Source organism: Rhizobium sp. BK379 (genome assembly GCF_014193955.1).
In the GTDB taxonomy this organism is placed as follows: domain Bacteria; phylum Pseudomonadota; class Alphaproteobacteria; order Rhizobiales; family Rhizobiaceae; genus Rhizobium.
This window is the reverse complement of record NZ_JACIAD010000003.1, coordinates 516,538-535,783: the sequence shown is the minus strand read 5'-3', so window position 1 is coordinate 535,783 and position 19,246 is coordinate 516,538. Positions and strand designations below refer to the sequence as shown.

17 protein-coding genes and 1 pseudogene are annotated in these 19,246 nt (G+C 58.5%); 7 read left to right on the top strand and 11 right to left on the bottom strand.

Translation table 11 applies throughout. The annotated features are described in order from the left end of the window. The first annotated feature begins 41 nt into the window (after window positions 1-41). Window positions 42-1,484, top strand: coding sequence for an amidohydrolase family protein (locus FHT93_RS18830; protein WP_113015080.1), 1,443 nt, complete (start codon window positions 42-44; stop codon window positions 1,482-1,484). 21 nt (window positions 1,485-1,505) lie between these two features. Then, on the top strand, window positions 1,506-2,558 hold the full coding sequence (locus tag FHT93_RS18825; RefSeq protein WP_112542748.1) for an AI-2E family transporter: 1,053 nt from the start codon (window positions 1,506-1,508) through the stop codon (window positions 2,556-2,558). Window positions 2,559-3,023: 465 nt separating this feature from the next. On the opposite strand, the gene FHT93_RS18815 is transcribed toward FHT93_RS18825, so the two are convergent. From FHT93_RS18815 to FHT93_RS18800, 4 genes are all read right to left on the bottom strand, one after another. Then, the gene (locus FHT93_RS18815) at window positions 3,024-3,722 is read right to left on the bottom strand and encodes an alpha/beta hydrolase (protein ID WP_183848871.1); all 699 of its coding nucleotides are present in this window, start codon (window positions 3,720-3,722) and stop codon (window positions 3,024-3,026) included. 37 nt (window positions 3,723-3,759) lie between these two features. Next, window positions 3,760-6,945: a multidrug efflux RND transporter permease subunit gene (locus FHT93_RS18810; protein WP_183848869.1), complete on the bottom strand. Its 3,186-nt coding sequence runs from the start codon at window positions 6,943-6,945 to the stop codon at window positions 3,760-3,762. After that, entirely contained in the window at window positions 6,942-8,078 is a 1,137-nt protein-coding gene (locus FHT93_RS18805; protein WP_246781643.1) for an efflux RND transporter periplasmic adaptor subunit, read from the bottom strand. The genes FHT93_RS18810 and FHT93_RS18805 overlap by 4 nt, the downstream gene beginning before the upstream one ends. Window positions 8,079-8,565: 487 nt before the next feature. Further along, window positions 8,566-9,261: an MgtC/SapB family protein gene (locus tag FHT93_RS18800; protein ID WP_183848865.1), complete on the bottom strand. Its 696-nt coding sequence runs from the start codon at window positions 9,259-9,261 to the stop codon at window positions 8,566-8,568. Between the two features lie 160 nt (window positions 9,262-9,421). On the opposite strand from FHT93_RS18800, the gene FHT93_RS18795 reads away from it, so the two are divergent. Together FHT93_RS18795 and FHT93_RS18790 are read left to right on the top strand one after the other, a co-directional pair. After that, a complete protein-coding gene (locus FHT93_RS18795; protein ID WP_113015086.1) occupies window positions 9,422-9,958 on the top strand; it encodes a YqhA family protein in 537 nt (178 codons plus the stop codon). Window positions 9,959-10,218: 260 nt separating this feature from the next. After that, complete coding sequence (locus FHT93_RS18790; RefSeq protein ID WP_112970537.1) at window positions 10,219-10,656, top strand: hypothetical protein; 438 nt, start codon at window positions 10,219-10,221, stop codon at window positions 10,654-10,656. 129 nt (window positions 10,657-10,785) lie between these two features. Here FHT93_RS18790 and FHT93_RS18785 read toward each other — a convergent pair whose 3' ends face one another. Continuing rightward, window positions 10,786-11,448, bottom strand: coding sequence for an NAD(P)-binding domain-containing protein (locus FHT93_RS18785; protein WP_183848863.1), 663 nt, complete (start codon window positions 11,446-11,448; stop codon window positions 10,786-10,788). Between the two features lie 333 nt (window positions 11,449-11,781). After that, a complete protein-coding gene (locus tag FHT93_RS18780) occupies window positions 11,782-12,420 on the bottom strand; it encodes a hypothetical protein (protein WP_183848940.1) in 639 nt (212 codons plus the stop codon). Window positions 12,421-12,820: 400 nt separating this feature from the next. Here FHT93_RS18780 and FHT93_RS18775 point away from each other — a divergent pair. Both FHT93_RS18775 and FHT93_RS18770 read left to right on the top strand, forming a co-directional pair. Beyond that, window positions 12,821-12,928, top strand: a pseudogene (locus FHT93_RS18775) (helix-turn-helix domain-containing protein); the annotation flags it as partial. A gap of 398 nt (window positions 12,929-13,326) precedes the next feature. After that, window positions 13,327-13,560 carry a BrnA antitoxin family protein gene (locus FHT93_RS18770; RefSeq protein ID WP_183848861.1) on the top strand — a complete coding sequence of 78 codons (234 nt, stop codon included), beginning with the start codon at window positions 13,327-13,329 and terminating at the stop codon, window positions 13,558-13,560. Between the two features lie 89 nt (window positions 13,561-13,649). Here FHT93_RS18770 and FHT93_RS18765 read toward each other — a convergent pair whose 3' ends face one another. From FHT93_RS18765 to FHT93_RS18745, 5 genes are read right to left on the bottom strand one after another with little or no spacing between them, the layout of a single operon-like run. Further along, window positions 13,650-14,384: an ABC transporter ATP-binding protein gene (locus FHT93_RS18765; protein WP_183848859.1), complete on the bottom strand. Its 735-nt coding sequence runs from the start codon at window positions 14,382-14,384 to the stop codon at window positions 13,650-13,652. Then, the gene (locus FHT93_RS18760) at window positions 14,377-15,090 is read right to left on the bottom strand and encodes an ABC transporter ATP-binding protein (RefSeq protein ID WP_183848857.1); all 714 of its coding nucleotides are present in this window, start codon (window positions 15,088-15,090) and stop codon (window positions 14,377-14,379) included. The genes FHT93_RS18765 and FHT93_RS18760 overlap by 8 nt, the downstream gene beginning before the upstream one ends. Beyond that, a complete protein-coding gene (locus tag FHT93_RS18755; RefSeq protein WP_112970533.1) occupies window positions 15,087-16,037 on the bottom strand; it encodes a branched-chain amino acid ABC transporter permease in 951 nt (316 codons plus the stop codon). The genes FHT93_RS18760 and FHT93_RS18755 overlap by 4 nt, the downstream gene beginning before the upstream one ends. Beyond that, a complete protein-coding gene (locus FHT93_RS18750) occupies window positions 16,034-16,915 on the bottom strand; it encodes a branched-chain amino acid ABC transporter permease (RefSeq protein ID WP_183848855.1) in 882 nt (293 codons plus the stop codon). The genes FHT93_RS18755 and FHT93_RS18750 overlap by 4 nt, the downstream gene beginning before the upstream one ends. A gap of 46 nt (window positions 16,916-16,961) precedes the next feature. Continuing rightward, window positions 16,962-18,230, bottom strand: coding sequence for an amino acid ABC transporter substrate-binding protein (locus FHT93_RS18745; RefSeq protein WP_183848853.1), 1,269 nt, complete (start codon window positions 18,228-18,230; stop codon window positions 16,962-16,964). A gap of 119 nt (window positions 18,231-18,349) precedes the next feature. On the opposite strand from FHT93_RS18745, the gene FHT93_RS18740 reads away from it, so the two are divergent. After that, a complete protein-coding gene (locus FHT93_RS18740; protein WP_183848851.1) occupies window positions 18,350-19,165 on the top strand; it encodes an IclR family transcriptional regulator C-terminal domain-containing protein in 816 nt (271 codons plus the stop codon). Window positions 19,166-19,246 lie beyond the last annotated feature (81 nt).

The window sequence follows — 19,246 nt, the reverse complement described above, 5'->3', positions numbered from 1 at the left end:
GGAGACGCACCGTTTCAGTGAGATATCTTCGGGGGCATGCCATGTTTAAAGCTGGCAGGAAATATGGCCACCTTGTCCACGATGCCGGTTGCGGTTGCGCAAATCGCGATCTTCAGCAGCGATCCCGCTACCTCGGCGAATATTCGCGACGAACATTCCTGGCCGGCATCGGATCGATGGCCGTTGCGGGTATGGTACCCCGAGCAGGCAACGCGCAAACTTCCAAGCGGCCCTCAAAAATACTTCTGAACCAGATCCGGCTTTTCGACGGCAAATCCAATACCTTGCAGAACGGCTCGCAGGTCCTGGTGGAAGAAGGCAGGATCATCGCGATCGATGCCGCAAACAATCCGCCGCCCGCCGATGCAATCATAATCGCCTGCAACGATCGTGTCTTGATGCCGGGCATGATCGACGCGCATTGGCACACGATTTACGCCGCGGTTCCCCTGCAGGTCCTTTTGACCGGCGATCCCGGCATGATCTTTGCCGCTTCCACCGCCGAAGCCGAACGCACCTTGATGCGGGGTTTTACCACTATTCGCGATCTCGGCGGTCCGGTCTTCACATTCAAACAGGCCATCGATGCCGGCATCATCCCAGGCCCGCGCATTTTCCCCTCGGGGGCAATGATCACGACATCGGGCGGTCACGGTGACCTGCGCATGCCGTTCGAAATTCCTCCGAGGGATGGTCAGCTCAGTCTCAGCGAATTGATGGGAAGCGCTGCCATCGTCGATGATGTCGGAGGCTTGAAACGTCGCGTGCGCGAGCAGCTTCTTCAAGGCGCATCGCAGGTCAAGATTGTCGGAGGGGGAGGGGTATCGTCTCCGCGAAGCCCGCTCGACATGAGTACGTTCAGCGAGGGGGAGATCCGCGCAGCAGCTGACGTGGCGCGGGACTGGAACACCTATGTGACGGTTCATGCCTATGCATCCAATACCGTCCGGCGCGCGATCGACGCGGGAGTGGCATGTATCGAACATGCCCACCTTATGGATGAAGAGACGGCAAGGATGTTTGCCGACAAGAATATCTGGCTCAGCACTCAACCGTTCCTGTCGATCGAAGATGCTGCCTCGCAGACCGGCGTGGGTGCCGAGCGCGCAGCGCAGATTTTCATCGGAACACCAAAGATCTACGGATACGCGAAAAAATACGGGATCAAGACGGCCTGGGGGTCGGATCTCCTGTTTTCGCCGGAATTGACGCCTCGCCAGAACGTCATGCTCACGCATCTGAGCAACTGGTACTCCAACGCCGAGGCGTTGCGCATGGCGACATCGGGCAATGCAAGTCTTCTGACGCTCTCCAACCTGCGCACGCCCTATTCGGGCAGTTTGGGTGTCATCGAAAAGGGAGCCTTTGCCGATATCCTCGTCTGGGACGGCAATCCGCTCGACGACATCAAGATGATCGAGGAACCCGAGAAAAACCTGAAGCTCGTCATGAAGGACGGCCAGATTTTCAAGAATGCACTCTGAGGTACCCACTCGAGGACGATGATGCGGGCTGGACGCCAACGAGCAGTTTCTTCGGCCGAAGTCGTGATTGCGGTGCTTGTCGTGATCGCTCTGTTGCCGGCGAGCGCGCCGGTGATTGCGCCACTGGCATTCGCGCTCCTGGCAATAGCCCTTCTGTGGCCGGTCCAACACGGCATGCAGGCATTCCTTCCAAAATACGTCGCGCTTCTGGCTACCTTGACCGTTGTGATGATCGCCCTTCTTGCGTTTGCCTGGATCTTCTCTTGGTCCTTCGGCCGTGTCGGCGGATGGATGATCAGCAATGCCGCCCGCTTTCAACAACACTATGATGAAGTTCGTCAGTGGCTGGAGGAACAGGGTATCGACGTCGATGTGCTCTGGGCCAACAATGTTGGCACAGCCTCAGTCGTGCGCATGGTTCAAACCGTGACGACCCGCCTCAACAGCACGTTCAGCTTCTGGTTGGTCGCTCTGACCTACTTGCTTCTCGGAGTGATGGAAGTAGAGGGTTTTGCCAATCGCCTCAAAACAATGCCTTATCCTGTGGCGCGGCAATTGCTTCTCGATGGCAGCCGGCAGACGGCAGAAAAGCTTCGCCGCTACATGAGGATCCGGACGATCATGAGCATCGTAACGGGCCTCGTCGTCTGGGGTTTCACCAGTGCTTTCGGACTTCCCCTCGCAAAGGAATGGGGCGCCATCGCCTTCGTTCTGAATTACATACCCTTTATCGGACCGCTCGTGGCAACGCTGCTTCCTACCGCCTTTGCCCTCATTCAGTTCGACAACTGGCAATCGGCGCTTACCCTGTTCCTGGGGCTCAACCTCATCCAATTCACGCTCGGCAGCTATATCGAGCCTCGCGTATCAGGCAATGCTCTCTCCCTTTCACCGGTCGTCGTGCTGTTTTCCGTTTTTGCCTGGGGTTATCTATGGGGGATCTTCGGCGCATTCATCGGTGTACCCATCTCGATCGCGCTGGTGACGTTCTGCCGCAATCATCCATCCAGCCGGTGGGTATCCGAACTTCTCGGACGCGACAGCGAAGACGATCATGGTGATGACTCAGGCTGAAACGGCGCCAGCGAAATGAATGTTCACCGCCCGACGCATATATAGCCGCGAGCACCGTAAAAACATATGCCGCCCCGACTGCCGCCACCGCTCGAAACGCGGTCGAGGAAGCGCGAGTTGACCCAGCCGCTGCGGGAATACCGGGAGCGGACATTACACCATCTGCGCGACGAAGAGCAGCGGTCAATGGTCACTCTATCTCCCCTTCGTAACTGACCAACGACGCGAAACGAGGTACCGGGTCCGGATCGCACTTGAACTGTGCCGGTCACCTGCGCCGAAGCAGCGTCTGCCGGAGCAACTTCCGCCAAGGTTAAGGCAACTGTGAAAAAGGCGACTGTCGCCATATGCAGGACGTTCATGGAATACTCCTTCATTTATTCGGGCCAGAAAACCGGCGACGCCTGGCGACCGATGGAAACAAGTCGGAATGCCCATCCGAGGCAGAAAGATGCGCCGGGTTCCCTATCGGAACATCGCAAAAAGCGCCTTGCTTGCCTCCTGCATCGTCAGGCCGCGCCGAAACGCGCCTGTTTCGATGAAATTGACGATTTCGGCGATGACGATGGGGTTGAACATCATGAAGGTGTGCGTCGCATGAAGCACCAGATGGTCCGTCGCGCCCTCCAGCTTCGTCGAAGCGACGGACACTTTCCCATCGTTGCGCCCTTCTATGATGGCGTTGAAAAACGGATTGATGGATATATCACCCGCGATAATGCCCACTGGATAGTCCGGAAGTGGCAGAAGCTTCGGCAACGCGGCGGGGCCAGTCCCAAGCTCGCACCCGGCGGGGCCATTGATCCAGTGAAATGGCGTCATCTCTCCGAAGACGTCCACGATCTCGGACCCGTTGTTCGGGGGCGCCAGCATGACAATCCGGCCGAGATTTGCAGGACGCACTTGCGCCAGCCAATAGCGGACAAGAATGCCACCCATCGAATGGGTAACGAAATTGACGCGTCCTGACCCGCACATTGCCACTGCCTCACCTATGTGGCCGGCGAGTTCGGAAATGGTCGCGCGCGTCGAAGGATATTCGTTGTTGATGACGACGTATCCGCGCCGCGCCAGAGTCTTCTCGACAAGCCGAAGGGATCCGCTGCTGCGCGCAAGGCCGTGCACCAGCACGACATTTTCCGCACGGTCCTTAGCAGCAATCATTGCCAAATCCCTCGATGTGGTTCTGAAGAAGTCGGTTTCAGAGATCCCTGGTTCGATCCAATAAATCGCGACCGGTCGCTGCGGTGAGGCCGCGATCCTTCTCGACATGCCCGGAACCGAATATTCGCCGCTTGGCAATCTCTCTCACCGTCTGAACGAATATATAGAGCAAAGGAATGACGAGAAGGCCTACGATTGTTCCGAGCAGCAGCCCACCGAGCACGGTAACGCCGATCGCCTGGCGGCTGCCTGCTCCGGCTCCCGTCGCCACCACCAACGGCACTACGCCCAATATCGAAGCCATCGCCGTCATCAATACCGGTCTGAAGCGCTGTGACGTCCCTTCGCGTGCCGCTTCTATGATGCTGAGACCGTCTTCCCGGCGCTCCTTGGCGAATTCTACAATGAGGATGGCGTTCTTGGCCGCCAGGCCGATCAGCAGCAGCAGGCCGATCTGGGCGTAGATATTGAGATCGATCCTGCCGATCACCAGTCCCGCCAAGGCCCCGAGCACCGCGACGATCACGGACATCATCACTGCAAGCGGAACGCTCCAGCTTTCATATTGGGCGACGAGGAAGAGGTAGGTGATAATGATCCCCATGATCAGGATGATGACCGTCTGTCCACCCGCTTGCTTTTCCTGAAGCGCCAGCCCCGTCCATTCATATCCAAAGCCTGGCGGCAGCTTCTCCGTTGCGAGCGCCTCCATGGCCTTCAAGGCATCCCCGGTGCTCGCCCCCGCCGCAGCCTGCCCGTTGATAGCGGCGGATGGAAAAAGGTTGTAGCGATTGACCGAGTTTGGTCCGTAGATGGTCGAGATGGAAAGCAATCCTTGCAAGGGAACCAGATCGCCGGACTGGCTCCGCACTCTCAGCCGCTGGATGTCCTCAATGCGCGAACGGAACGTCGGCTCGTCCTGGATCCGAACCTGGTATACGCGCGAAAAAATGTTGAAGTCGTCGACATAGGCCGATCCCAGATGCGCTTGCAGCGTGCTAAAGATCGTCGCCGGTGAAACGCCGAAAAGTTCGGCTCGTCGCCGGTCGATATCGAGATAGATCTGCGGCGCGTCAGCCGAAAACGTGCTGAACACGCCTGTTAACCGCTCCGTCTGGTTTGCCGCGACGATCAGCCCGCGCATCACTTCGGCAAGTTCCTCCTGACTTTGCCCGGCGCGGGCCTGAAGGCGAAAGTCAAAGCCACCGGTTGTCCCGAGACCAGGTATTGCTGGCGGATTGAACGGGACCACCGACGCCGTCGAAACCTTTCTGAACTCTGTTCGAAGCTCATTCATCAACGCAAAGGCGCTCTGGTCCGACCCGCGTTCGCTCCACGGCTTCAGCGCCGAGATGATCATTGCCGAATTGGAGCCGCCACCGCCAATCATGCTCGTTCCGGCAATGGCGATGGTGTTTGCAATCCCGGGCGTCCGCTGGAGCACAGTGGTGACCGTCGCAATTGTCTCCTGCGTGCGCTCGAGGGAAGCGGAATCGGGCAATTGCACGTTCATGAAGAGATAGCCCTGGTCTTCTGCGGGGACAAAACCCACAGGCAGGATGCGATAGAGACCGTAGACGCCCACGACGGTAATCATGAGAAACAGCAGACTGAGGGCAATCCTGCGGGCAAAAACCGCCAGCAAAGAAACGTAAAACCGTCGCGACGCATCGAGGCCCTGGTTTATCCTGCCGAACAGCTTCGACCGGCTCTCCTGTACCGGCCGGAGGATCAGGACGCAGAGTGCCGGACTGAGGGTCAAGGCATTGATCGTCGAGAATGTGATTGTGATCAAGATGGTGACCGCGAACTGACGGTAGAGTTCACCGGTTATGCCGGCGAGGAACGCAACCGGTACGAAGAGGGCGGCCAGCACCAACGTTGTTGCAACGATTGGCCCCGTGACCTGGCTCATCGTGCGCAGCGTCGCTTCACGCACGTCGACGCCCATCTCGCTCATGATGCGCTGGACGTTTTCCACCACGATGATCGCGTCGTCCACGACAAGACTGATCGCGAGTATCATCGCGAAAAGCGTGATCGTATTGGCCGAATAACCCATGAGATAAAGCACGGCAAAACCGCCGATCAGCGAAACGGGTATGGTCAGCGTCGGGATGATTGTCGCGCGCCAGTCCTGCAGGAAAAAGAACACGACAAGGACAACGAGTACGAAGGTGATCGCCAATGTGACAAAAATCTCATGGATGGTCTGCCGAACGAAAGCGGTCGTGTCGAAAACGACCGTGTAGGCGAGGTCATCCGGAAATTGTTTCGACAATGTCTGCAGCTCGCCAAGAACAGCGTTCGAGACCGCGAGCGCGTTTGCATCGGTCGATTGGTAGACGACGACGGTCGCGCTGGGCCTGCCATTCAGGGTCGAAGCCGTATCGTAGGATTGTGCGCCGAGCTCGATCCGGGCAACGTCGCGGAGATGGACGATCGCTCCATCCTTGTTGGTGCGGATGATGATGTTGCCGAACTCGTTTGCATCGGCAAGCCGTCCTCTGGCCATGACGGTCAACTGCAGCTGCTGACCGGTGGGTGACGGGGGCGAACCGAGCTGGCCGGCGGATGCCTGGACGTTCTGGGCCTGTATCGCCGCCATCAAGTCGGCTGCGGTTATGCCAAGGGCCTGCATGCGATCGGGATTCATCCAGATACGCATGCTGTAGGCGGGACCAAACACGCTCGCTTCACCGACGCCCGGCAGGCGGGCGATCGCATCCCGGATGTTGATCATGGCATAGTTACTGATGAAGACATCGTCTTTAGTGCCCTTCGGCGAGTAAACCGCAAAGCCGAGCAGCATGCTCGACGAACGAGTTCTGACCGAGACGCCTGTCTGTGTAACGGCTGCAGGAAGCCGAGGCGACGCCATTGACACGCGATTTTGCACATTGACCTGGGCGATCGCTGGATCCGTACCCGCCGCGAACGTAACCGTCAGACTGTAGGTGCCGTTATTGGTGCTCGACGATGACATGTAGAGCATGTCTTCAACGCCGTTCACCTGATCCTCGATCGGCGCCGCCACGCTGTCGGTCATGACGCTGGCATTCGCGCCGGGATAGCTTGCCGTGACCTGCACTTCGGGCGGTGTGATCTGCGGAAACTGGGCGACGGGTATCAAGAAGAGAGACAGGCCACCCGCAATCATCATCACAACTGCGATGACCATCGCAAATCTCGGCCTGGCAATGAAGTGCGCCGAAAGGTTCATTGCGCTGAACCCGATTGCGGTTCCATAGGCGCGAGCGAGATCGCGCTGCTGTCGGCTGGAGAAACTTCCGTCGGTTCGACGACGAGGCCTTCCGAGACGTTCTGCAGGCCGTCGACGATCAGTTTCTCCCCGCCTTTAAGACCATCGTCTACTGCCCAGTTGCCGCCGATCTGCCGAATAATTTTTATTCGACGAAGCTCGACGGCATTCTGCGCATTGACGAGCAGAACGTACTTGCCACCCCGATCCTGCTGCACCGCCCCCAGCGGCACGACAGGACGAAGCGTCTTTTCCCTTTCCGATATGATGACCGTTACGAACTGACCTGGAATAAGCAGTGCATCCGGATTGGGAAACAGCGTTCGAATTGCCAGCGTCCCCGTTGCCGGGTCGATTTCGTTGCCGAAGAATTCAATCCTTCCCGGCTCCGTGTAAGGTTGGCCGTTCGACAGCCGCAGGCTGGGCTTATAGCCGCCGGCGAGCTCCTCCTTGCCAATATTGCCTCCGGCCGCACGCAGTTCGAGGATCGATCGATCGCTCACGGAGAACACAACGCGGATCGGATCCATTTCGACGACACGAGCCAATGTCGTTGAGCTGCCGCTGACGAAGCTTCCAACAGACAATTCCGCGGCTCCGATGCGGCCGTCGATCGGCGAGACTATCCGGGTGAAGCTGAGATTGAGCTCGGCCTGGCTCACGCGCGCTTGTGCCGACAGAAGGTTTGCCTGACTGGTTTCAAGGGCGGTCTGGCTTTCCTCCAGCGTCGCGCGCGAAACGGTTTGGTTGCTCAGCGATTGATTTCGCGCGACGCGGCGTTCAGCATCCGCCAAAGCCGCCTGGGCGCTCGCAAGCGCTGCCCTGGCGTCCGACAGCGCTATTTCCAGGGATCGCTTGTCGATCAGGAAGAGATCCTGATCCTTCCTGACCAGTTGGCCTTCATTGAAAAGACGTTGATCGACAAAGCCTTCGATGCGCGAACGGATATCGACGGCATTGACTGCCTCCACACGTCCGACAAATTCGTGTTTCGGCGAAACGTCTTGAACCGGCACGGTGAGGACGCCAACGGACGGACCAGCCTGTGCCGCCACGTTCTGCGGCACTGACATCAGAGCTGCGAACAATAACATCAGGAACGTCGGCGGAACCCGACGATGCAACTTCATCGACATGTCTCCAACAAGACCGAGAAATTCGACAACTCAAGGCGGATGGAAGCAGTCTACAAAAATTAGCAAGCGCTCAAGTTCTACTACCGGACGTGGAAAGCAGCAAGCATTACTGATGGTGCGTCCTGTCCCAATTCGGCGCTCTGGCGACGCTCGCCGGATGCAGAGCCACTGCGATCACGCCAGCGCGGCAGCGTTGCATTAGGCACATCTCTGAGCGTTCGCCGCGTGGGGGCAGCATCCGGCGATCGCGAGTTCGCAGTACCCGCGCGCGTCTGGCTTCGAGCTCCGCAAAGACTTTTTGCCGGCTGGACTTTGCGAACCTACCGATTTGGTGCCGGCCAGATGCCGGTGGCGTCATCGGCGAAGTTGACCATCGAGGCGGCAAAAGCCGGGGATTTCGTGCACCGTCTTTTCATGCTCACTGCAGGGGGCACTTTCTCATTTCTCAGTTAGTCTCATCGATTTTCGACCAGCTTGTTTGTTCGACGTCCGATCTCAAGCTTAGCTGGGCTACGAGTTGTTCGACAACGCTATCCTGGTCGTTTTTCGTGAATACGATTGCTTCGATTTCCATCCCGTCGCCGGCATCGCATAGGCGGCTTTTTATCGATCGGAACTGCAGTTTGTTGGCGTTCAGCGATTGCAGCAGCGTCGCACGGACGGCTATTTCACGATCGGTTGGGCATTTGAGCTTTATATCGTAGATAAGCTCTTGTTCTGGTGCGACCACTGACCAAGCTTCAATATACGATCCAAGCTTTGGAAGCGTGTAATTGAAGGCGACAATAAAAAGAGCCGCTTCGCCGGCCAGCAGAAGCTGCCCATAGCCAGCAAAGACGCCTACCGCGCCGGTGCTCCAGACAGTCGCAGCCGTGCTCAATCCTTTTATATTGGTGCCGTCGCGGATAATGAGACCGGCCCCAAGGAAGCCTATACCGGTAACGACTTGAGCGCCCATGCGCAGATCGAATTCGAAGCCCATCGCGCTTGGAAGCGATGCATAGGATGCGGCACCAAGGGAAACAAGCGCATGCGTTACGAGATTTGAGTTCCGCTGCTTTAAATGCCTTTCGGCGCCGATCAGCGTTCCAAGCAGCAGGGCAATCACCAGTTTGAGGAGAATTGATTGGCTGGCGTCCATATCGTCGCCTCTACGTTATCCGGTTGAGTGGCGCCTATTTGCGGGACGTCGGCCAGTGACGTCTACTGCAAGAAACCATTTACCCTCGCGCAGAAAGAAACCAGTATCCTCTCGTCTTTCTTACTCTGAATTGGAAGTTGAAGGTTCGATCGGAGAAACCATGATAAACATCCTGCTGAAGTTACGCTTCGTCATGGCGCTTGCATCCATAGGAGTTATTGCCGCCGCGGGTTTGATGTTTTGGGAGGGCCTGCTGACATTATGGCATGCCTTTGCCTATGTGAGAACCGACCCTGACCTTGCCGTTATTGCGGCCGTCATGCGGGCCACGGACAAGCTACTGTTTGCCATCGTCCTTATCATCTTCGGCTGTGCCATCGCGCTCGGCTTTCTCATCGATCTGTCGCCCGAACGACGCGCGGCGCTGCCCGAGTGGATGGTCATCGATAGTGTCGCCGAACTCAAGAATCTCTTCATCCAGATGATTATCCTCTATCTGGTCGTCCATTTCGCCACGCTCGTCGCCGAGACTGACCAGATGTTACAGTGGAACGCGTTGGTCCTCCCGATCTCGATTCTGCTATTGGCCGGCGCAATGCGACTGATCGCCGGTTCGCCTGGACACGGCACTCATGCTGAGGATGCTTCGGTTCAAAAAAAGCCACCCGCTTCCACTCCCAGCGCCGATGGTCCCTAAATTCACATCCGCGATGTTACCTGCTGCTCCTTGGGTGGAGCAGCTTTTCCGAGCCGCAGGCTCCATTCGTTCCCGCAATGTCGTACCAGTGTTAGCGGCCCACCACACATGTCGACCGAGGTCACCTGATCTGTCCAGCATACGCCGCCGTGCCAGGTCGAACTGCGACGGCCGGTATCTTTGATATCTCCGGAATGGATGGTCAGCGCAGCCCGTGAACCAACAGCATTTTCCCGCGTTTTCTGGGCAAGGAGAACGTCATGGGCCTGATCATTGAAGGTGACTATCATCGCATCGGTCGCGATTACGACGAGCCTGATGAACTCGGGCAGGCAAATGCAGTCGTCGACGAATACCTCCACTTAGTCAAAGAGAGCGATATCGGCAGGCAGCTGATTGATGAAATCGAGCTGCCCGTCCGTAAGAGACTGCTCGTGAAGGCTTTTTGCACCGTCATTGCGGCCGAGCATCGCCCGGATATGCGCGCCCTGTTAATCAGGGCAGGCCTTACGCTGGCCCAATATCAATCGGGAATCGGCGGCCGAATTTGCCTCAAGCCAGGCCATGGCACCAGCGCCAGCCACCAACGATCGAGGCTCTCGGCCCACCGATTGGAGGCCATCCTGTTCACCGCGGCTGCAGATCGGGTTCGGCTTGGGGATCTGTTTCTGGCCGTTGTGAAGCGCTCCCTTCACTAACGACCAGTAACAGGCAGTGTGTGTCCCGGCTCGATCAATGCGGGCCATGTGTATGGGGGAACAGCACAGCGCCCGCAGGTCAAGATCGGTCTCCGGCGGCGAACGCGGGCTGGATTTCGCCAGATTGGATCACTCTGCAAGAAAATCGGAATTGCGTATCGGGCTTGCCTCGGACAGCGCATCTCGAACGCCCGCAAGATCGAGATTGGTGCCGTAAACCGGAGTGCCGGGCTGCTGCCTCCAGGAGTCCCTCAGTTTGCCGGCGTCCACAGCGTCGAACCCAATATCATCGATGAGCCTAATGAGTTTCGACTTGGCGTTTGTATCGTCACCCGCAACGGGGAGCGCAATGCGGCCCGGCGAGCCCGCCGGCTTGCCGTCGTTGAGAAGGTTCTTCCAGTTGATGTTGTTGAAGGCTTTCAGAACGGGACGCCCGATCTGTGTTTCCACCCATTGGCTCTCCGTCAGCCCGTCCTCGATTGCAGCAATCTTCCCGTCGCGCTGGCGCGGGTAATAATTGCCCGTGTCGACGACGGCGACGGCCGGATCGACGCTTTCGAAGAGATCCTGCGGCAGGTCAGGGACCCGGATTTGTGGGATGGTGACGATCACAATCTCACCGCTGCGCGCTGCTTCACGAGCCGCTACCGCCTTGGCGCCGGTTTCTTTGGCGAGAGCAGTTAGGCTCTCGGGGCCCCGGGAATTCGCGACGAAAACAGTGTGGCCGGCGGCCGTCAAGAGTCGTGTGAGAGCGCCGCCGATGTGGCCGGCACCAATGATTCCGATATTCATGACCTATTCTTTCATTTCTGGCGACCGGATGTGGCCCTTGCCACCGAAACTGGGATCGAGGGGCAACCTTGACAAGTGTACCAGGGTATCGTCTTCAGGTCCGCCATGATCACAATGGCGTGCAAGAGGCAGAGCACTTTCGAAGAGCTTGCAGATCAGCCCCTTTGCGGGGAAGCGCTCCTTCGCCTCGGCACTGGCAGCTGGTTCCGGCATTCCTTCGGGCTGCGTTGAGCTGTTGTGGCTGCATTTGTCGTGCACCTGGGCGACGACGCTCAATGAGCTGAGGCCGCGAGCGTGGCTCAAATGAGTTCAGTTCTCGCTGATTGGTCACCTTTAACGCAGCAGGCCGTCGCTGTCGAAGTCGTCCCAACCGCTCAATTCTGTCGCTGTCTTATCAATGTTGGCTTCGGTGCGCTGCGTCTTCTTCTTTTTCCGAGAACGCGTCAGTTTCGCCTGGTGTGCAGCGCGCCTGCGGGTTTCTGCTCTTGCGGCAGCTTCTTCCTCTCGCCATTCGTCTACGGCGGCGCGGTCGAGCAGGTCTTCGACCACCCGGGGATCAAATACATGGAAAGTGATTTTTCTTGCTCGCCCCTGCAATCTGACGGTTCGCGTTCCAGCGCTCGGCAGACGGCCGTCCTCCAGCCAACGTTTCCTTTCAGAAGCTGTAATCGTCAGGATATCCTCGATCTCCCGGGGGATGATCGGAAGGTTCGAAATGTCCTCCAGCGCTTCGGAGATGACCGACGCGGTCGCGCGGAACGACGCCCTGGCAGTCTCGGGCATCGTGAGGGTCAGTGCCCCGGTCTGCATGTCGAGCGATTTTCTGACGGCGGTCGGCAGTCGGGAACGGATTTCCTGAAGGATTCCCTTGACCCGAACAGCGGATCCAAGCGTTGCACCCACCGGCAGTGACCATTCTCTGATCAGCTCGGGATCGTCGCTTTCTTTGGTTTTCGTCTTTGTTCTGGGCATACTGCAGCAAATGGGAAGGGCAGGGTCGAGCGTCAATCGAACTCCGCCCTTCTAACGTTTGACGAGCGAGGAGGGAACCCTGCGTCTGTCCCGATTGGACCGCCATCATTGTGGCGACCTGACGTCGGCCGGTCTCTCTCGGCCGATATGGGCTCCACCGGCGGTCACAGTCGAAAAACAAGCCCTTCAGTCGCCGGTCATGACAAGGCCCTCGATCTTACGCGGATCAACGCCGGATAGCTTCGGATGCCCAGGCGGTCGCTGGCAGTGGACGTCGATGACGATGGGCGCGAGCAAAATTGTGTATCCCATGATGGGCAAGAGCGGTGACGCACCTCGGTTCCGTAAGATAGAGACTTGCGAATGATATCAGTGGGTTGTCACTCGCAAAGAAGACGCAATGGATCGTACCCATTCGCATATCGATCTGGATGAACGACGCAAGATCGCCCGCTGGCGAATGGCTGGCCTAGGTATCGAGATCATTGCCGAGAAGCTCGGACGGCATTTTCGGCTGTTCGCTTACTTGCCGCACTGCTATGGCAATTTGAACGGCGCTCGGTTTCGAGGAGTCACGCGAGGTGTAATGCACCGAAGAAAAGAGATTGCGGAGCGTGTCGTCGCACGATGGAAGGCACACGGCTTTGCGCTCGACGCTGATCCGCAATATACGCTCCTTGTCGAACTCTGGGTCGACGGCGCCATCGAGGCACGAGAAATGCGGCGCCGTTACCTGACAGTTCTGCGCGAGCAAGAGTCCGCCCGGACATCTCGATCCGCTCGGGGAGTAAATCCGCAATTGATGGAATGCAACGGGTTCGCGAACGGGTCCGAGCGCAGCCAGGCCACCGACACTAGACCATCACCTAACCTCCCCTCTTCACTCCCCGACTAAAGGAACGATCAATGGCGACGACCCCACGCAGACCGGTCAATCCACTCGATGCCGCCGAAGCCCTGTTCAAACCAGCCAAGAAGACAACGGCGCCACCTGTCGAGCGACCCGTAATTCCAGTCGCGACCGAGACCGTCTCGATCAAGATCGACGGGGATGTGCTGGCATTCTTCCAGGAAGACGGACCGGGCTGGCAGGAACGCATCAACGCGGCCCTTCGAAAGACAATGGAGGCGACACGCTAGCCACTGCCCGGACAATCGACTTTGGGCAATGGCGAAGCTGATCCTTCGCGGCTTCAGACCGCTTTACGACTGGCGGCCCCAAAGCTGTCTTAATGTGCCGTCCCCAACATGGCACGGCGTATCTCCGCATGAGCAAATTCTCCCTGCGACCGCTTAAACTCCTGGTGGATGCTGCCATGCGCCAGCACGTAGGCGCGCGATGATATGTCGATTGCTTGCAGGAAGCTTTGCTCCGCCATCAGGATCGTCATGTTGCTCTTTTCGCGCAGTTGCATGATGGCGTTCAGCACGTCACGCACGACGATCGGTGCGAGACCGACCGAAGGCTCGTCGATGATGATGATCTTCGGCGACGTCATCAGCGACCGGGCGATTGCCAGCAATTGCTGCTGACCGCCGCTCATCGTGGATGCAATCTGCTTGCGGCGTTCCAGGAGAAGCGGGAAGGTCTCGAAACAATAGGCGAGATTGTCTTTCATGCGGGCACTGACGAGGGGATTGCTACCCGCAAGCTTGAGATTGTCTTCCACCGAAATGTTGGGCACCAGCCGTCGTCCTTCCGGCACGATCGACAGGCCGAGGCGGACGATTTCATGTGGCCGCAGTTGGGTGAGGTCGGTCGTCCTGCCATCCCATTCCAGCAGAATGCGGCCGGCGCTTGCCTGCACGAAGCCGAGAACGCAGTTGAGCAGCGTGCTCTTGCCGTTGCCGTTCATGCCGAGCAAAGCCACCATCTCGCTTTCGTTGAGTTCCAGCGAAACGTTGCGCAACACGGCCACCGCGCCGTAGCCGGCGGACAGATTGTCGATGATCAGTCTATTCACCGAAATACACCTTCTGGACGAGCGGATTGTCGGCGATTTCGGCCGAGGTACCCGAGGCGATGAGGCGGCCGGTTTCGAAACAGACGATCCGCTGCGAAAAGCGCATCACCGCATGCATGATGTGCTCGATCATGATGACCGCTACGCCTGTCTCGTTGAGCGCAAAGAGGATTGCCAGAACCTCGTCGATCTCCTCTTCGGACAGTCCCGCCATCGCTTCGTCGGCAATCAGCACCTTCGGATTGCCGACGAGCGCGCGGGCGAGTTCCAGCTTGCGCAATTCGAGCTGCGACAGGTTTTCAGAAGCGTCGGATATCCTGTTTGCGAGCCCGACGCTTGCAAGGACCGAGCGGGCGCGCTCGGGCTTGCTGCCTTCGACATGGCAATAGTCGAGCGGCACCAGCAGGTTCTCCAGCACCGTCATGCCGGTAAAGGGCCGCGGAATCTGGAAGCTGCGGGAAATGCCGAGCCGAGCACGTTTGTGGGCTTCCACATGGGAAATATCCTGGCCCTGAAAATGCACCGAACCCTTGTCGGGACGATAGACCCCGGTGATGCAGTTGATCAGCGTCGTCTTGCCGGATCCGTTGGGGCCGATGATGCCGAGCCGCTCGCCGGGAGTGATGTCGAGGTCAACAGGACCAAGCGCACGGAATGCGCCGAAGACTTTCTCGACACCCTTGAGGGAAAGAACCATGTCGCTCATGCCCCTGCTCGCTCCCGTCTGCGGCCAAGGACACCGGACAGTCCGCCGGGTGCGAAGGCGACGAAAGCGATCAGCACCAGTCCGACGAAGAGGATGTTGAGCTCGGAGGAAATGGTGACGGTGGCGATCTGCTGAACGGAGGCAAGCAGCAGTGCGCCAAGCACCGGTCCGGCCCAGCTCTTTGTGCCGCCGATCAGCGGCATGGCGATGGCATTGAGCCCGATGATCAGGCTGAATGCAGTGACCGGCTCGACGAAGGATGTGTAGAAGGGATAGGGAGCGCCGGCCGCAGCCAGCACGGCGCCGCTCAGGGCGCAGGCGAGCAGCTTGAGGCGCAGCGTCGGAACTCCGGAACATTCCGCCGCGTCTTCGCTCGCCCGCACGGCGCGCAGACCGCGGCCAATCCAGGAGATTTCGACGAAGCGGGCAAGAGCGACGCTCGCCACCGCGATCACCAGCATGACGGTGAAATTATACTGCGATGGCCCCGGGCTCCAGGCCGGTGGGCGCGGCCCGTAGACGGCCATACCGCTTGCACCTCCGAGCGCTGAGATATTGTGTACGAGGGTTTCCAGAACGACAACGAGACCGAGTGTGGCGATGGCGAAATAGACACCCTGGATGCGAAGCGTCAGATATCCCATCAGCACACCGAGGATGGCGCCGACCACAGCTGCTGCGACGATGAGAACCGGGAGCGGCAGGCCGAAGGTCGTAAACAGGAAAGCGGAGAGATAGACGCCGGCGCCGACAAATCCGGCGGCTCCGAAATTGATGTAGCCAGCGTAGCCGCCAAGGATATTCCAGCCGGTGGCGATCGTCACATATTGCAGCACGACGTAACCGACGAAGAAATAGAACGGGTTCTTCAAAAGCCACGGCATCAGGAAGCCAACCGCTAGCACGATGAAGGCTCCGGCGAGGAAGAGGGCGGAGTTCTTGCTCATCGTGCGACTCCGAATAGGCCTTGGGGACGTCCGGCAAGGCCGAGCAAAAGGATGGCGAATGCCACGCCCGGAGCCCAGGACGGATTGAGATAGGAAGCAACAAGTGCTTCGGCGATGCCGATAATGATCGCGATCACCAGACTGCCGGGAATCGAGCCCATGCCGGCGAGGACGATGATCGCAAAGACGCGACCGATCTGGTAGCGGCCGGCAAACGGTTCGATCGGCCCGACCATGATAAGCGCCGCCCCGGCAATCACGGCTGTCGCCGTCGCAATGCCGAACGCATGCCGCTTGACGGCGGCCGGATTGATGCCGGCGATCGACAATGCTCGCTCTTCGTGCGCGACCGCTCGGATCGCGGTCCCGGAACTGGTGCGAGCGAGATAGAGCGAGAGAGCCGCGATCATCAGTGGGCCAAGAAGTGCAGGGATCAGCAGCCGGTATGGAATGGTGAGAAGGCCGAGCTTCAGGCTGGAGCCGATATAGGAGGCACTGACCGATTTCAGCTCCGAGCCGAAGCCGAGCGAAAGCAGGATCTCGATCACCAGTGACAGACCAAAGAACAATGTCAGGCTCTGTAGCACATTGGCGCTGCCCCGCCGTTCGAAGACACGGGAATAGAAGATGTAGAGCACTACGCCGAGAAGATAGAACGGCACCAAACCGATCAGCGCTGCGACGATTGGATCAAGCCCCCATTGGCACAGGGTATAGACGAAGAAGGCGCCCGCCACGACCAGGGTCGGATGGGCGATATTGGGAATGTGAAGGATGCCGAAGGTGATCCCGAGCCCGAGGGCAAGCGCTGCATAGACGCTTCCCAGCAGAATGCCCGTCACGATGGCGTTCAGCAGAATATCGATCGAAAACATCATGGAGCCCTTGAGCCGGCCTCAAGCCGGCTCTGGATCGGTTGACAAATCAGCCGGCGCGCGCCGCATTGTAGGGGCCGGCAAGATCGCCGGTCTTCAGCGAAGGCGGATCGAGAATGACCTGGTGGCCGGGATTGCGGAACTGTTGAAGGTCGTTGCCCTTGATGCCGCGTAGCTGCACCATCAGCACCCGCCGCTCCTTCCAGTCGCCGATCTCGTTGAAGCCGATCTTGCCGGCAATCGTGTCGACCTCGTTGGCATGTAGATATTCGGCCATCTTCGCCGGATCGACCGAGTTCGAGCCCTTGATCGCCGCTTCGGCGAGCTGACCCGCGACATAGTAGAAGGGTGGGATATAGAAGCCGAGAGGATCAACGCCCTGCTTGACGGCGATCGGTGTGTAGCGGTCGAAGAAGCTCTTGATCGCCGAGGTCTGCATCGTCGGTTCAGGAACAAATGTATGGGAGTTGACGATACCGTTGAGCTCCGGCCCGAGCGAACTCAGGAGCGCGCCATATTGCGGACCGATCATGGCGCCGCCAAAGAGTTTCACCTTGTCGGAAATGCCAATTTCCTTGACGCCGCGAATGATTGCCGTGCTGTCGGCCGGATAGGAGGCGATGAAGATCGCTTCCGGATCGGCGGCATTGATGTTGCGGATGATCGAGGAGAAATCGGTCGTGTTGGGCGGGTAGCTCTGGTTGAAGACGACATCGATGCCGTATTCCTTGGCGACTTCCGCGCCGCCCTTGGCGGCATTCTTTGAAAATTCCAGGTCAGCATTGATGATGGCGATCTTCGTCACACCCTGCCCCTTGGCGAGATCGAAGAAGCCGCGCGCCCAGTCTCGGCCGGAATTCGGTCCCCAGGGGCCGCTGTGGAAGAACTTGTCGTGGCGGGCGACATCGTTGCCGGCGAGCCCGAACATACCGATCATGAAGAGATCGCGCTGCTTGATGAAGGGCATAACCGGCGCCGAGAGATTGGCTCCATAGGGCGAGAAAAGCACGTCACAGGCATCGACATCGACGAGCTTGGAATAGATGGCCGGAACATTGGCCGCGCTGCTCTGGTCGTCATAGGTGACGAGCTCGACCTTGCGGCCGAGAAGACCGCCGGCGGCATTGACGTCATCACGCCAGAGCTCGTAACCGATCAGCCCGTTCTTCGTGCTGGCGAGCGGGCCCGTCAGCGAAACGCTGGCGCCGATGCGGATCGGCTTGTCCTGTGCGAAAGCTCTGCCTCCGAGAATGGCAGGTGCGGTAAGCCCGGCTGCGGTTGCGGCCACGAGCTTATGAAACTCACGCCTTGTCTTCATCGTTTTTCCCTCCCAAGAAAATTCGCTAGACGAATAAATATTCGCATAACGATAGGCGGCAGCTCTTGCGCTTGTCAATCCCGTGTGCGAACGAAAATAGGAACTGCAGGAGGATTCCGATGATCGACAACAATTCGCCCGAATTTGTCGAGGCGCTGGCTAGGGGCCTGTCCGTTCTGGAAGCTTTCGATCGGCATGATCCGGAAATGACGCTGGCGGAACTGTCGCGCAAGGTCGGCATGTCGATTGCCACCGTCCGCCGCAATGTGCTGACATTGGAGGCGCTGGGTTTCATTCGTCGCCACAACAAACATTTCCTGCTGGCCCCGCGTATTCTGACGCTCGGCTCCGCTTATTTGAACGCCTTCAATGTCGAGGAGGCGGTTACCCCCGAACTTCATCGCATCACAACGCAGTTCGGCGATGCGGCCAACATGGCAGTCCTCGATGGTACGAATGTTCTCTATATCGCCCATCTGTCTGAAAGCCGTGGCGTACGTCGCAATGCAAGCCTCGGTGTCACCTACCCTGCCTATGCAACGTCGATGGGCCGTATCTTGCTCGCAGCATTGCCGGACGACGAGATCGAGCGCTATTTTCAGGCTTACAATCCGATCAAGCTCACCGACTATACGATTACCGACGAAGGGGAACTGCGCGATATTCTCGTCGAGACCCGCAACAAAGGCTATTCGATCACCGTCGACCAACTCGACTACGGCATCACGGCAATCGCGGTGCCGGTGAAGGACAGTACCGGCCGTATCGTCTGTTCCATCAACAGTTCTGGCTATACGCCGCGGCTCACACCGGATGAATTGATCGCTCAACGGCTGCCGGAAATGCGGCTGGCCGCCAACCGGCTCTCGCAACTTTTTACCCGCTTCCCGGCGCTCCTGCACTCGTTGGCGCCGACCGCCGCACCCGGGCGCTAAACAAATCTCCAGCCGTATTTTTTGACAGGGCTCGACGCCGGGGCTTGACACCTGCCTTTTTCGAAATTCATTATACGAATA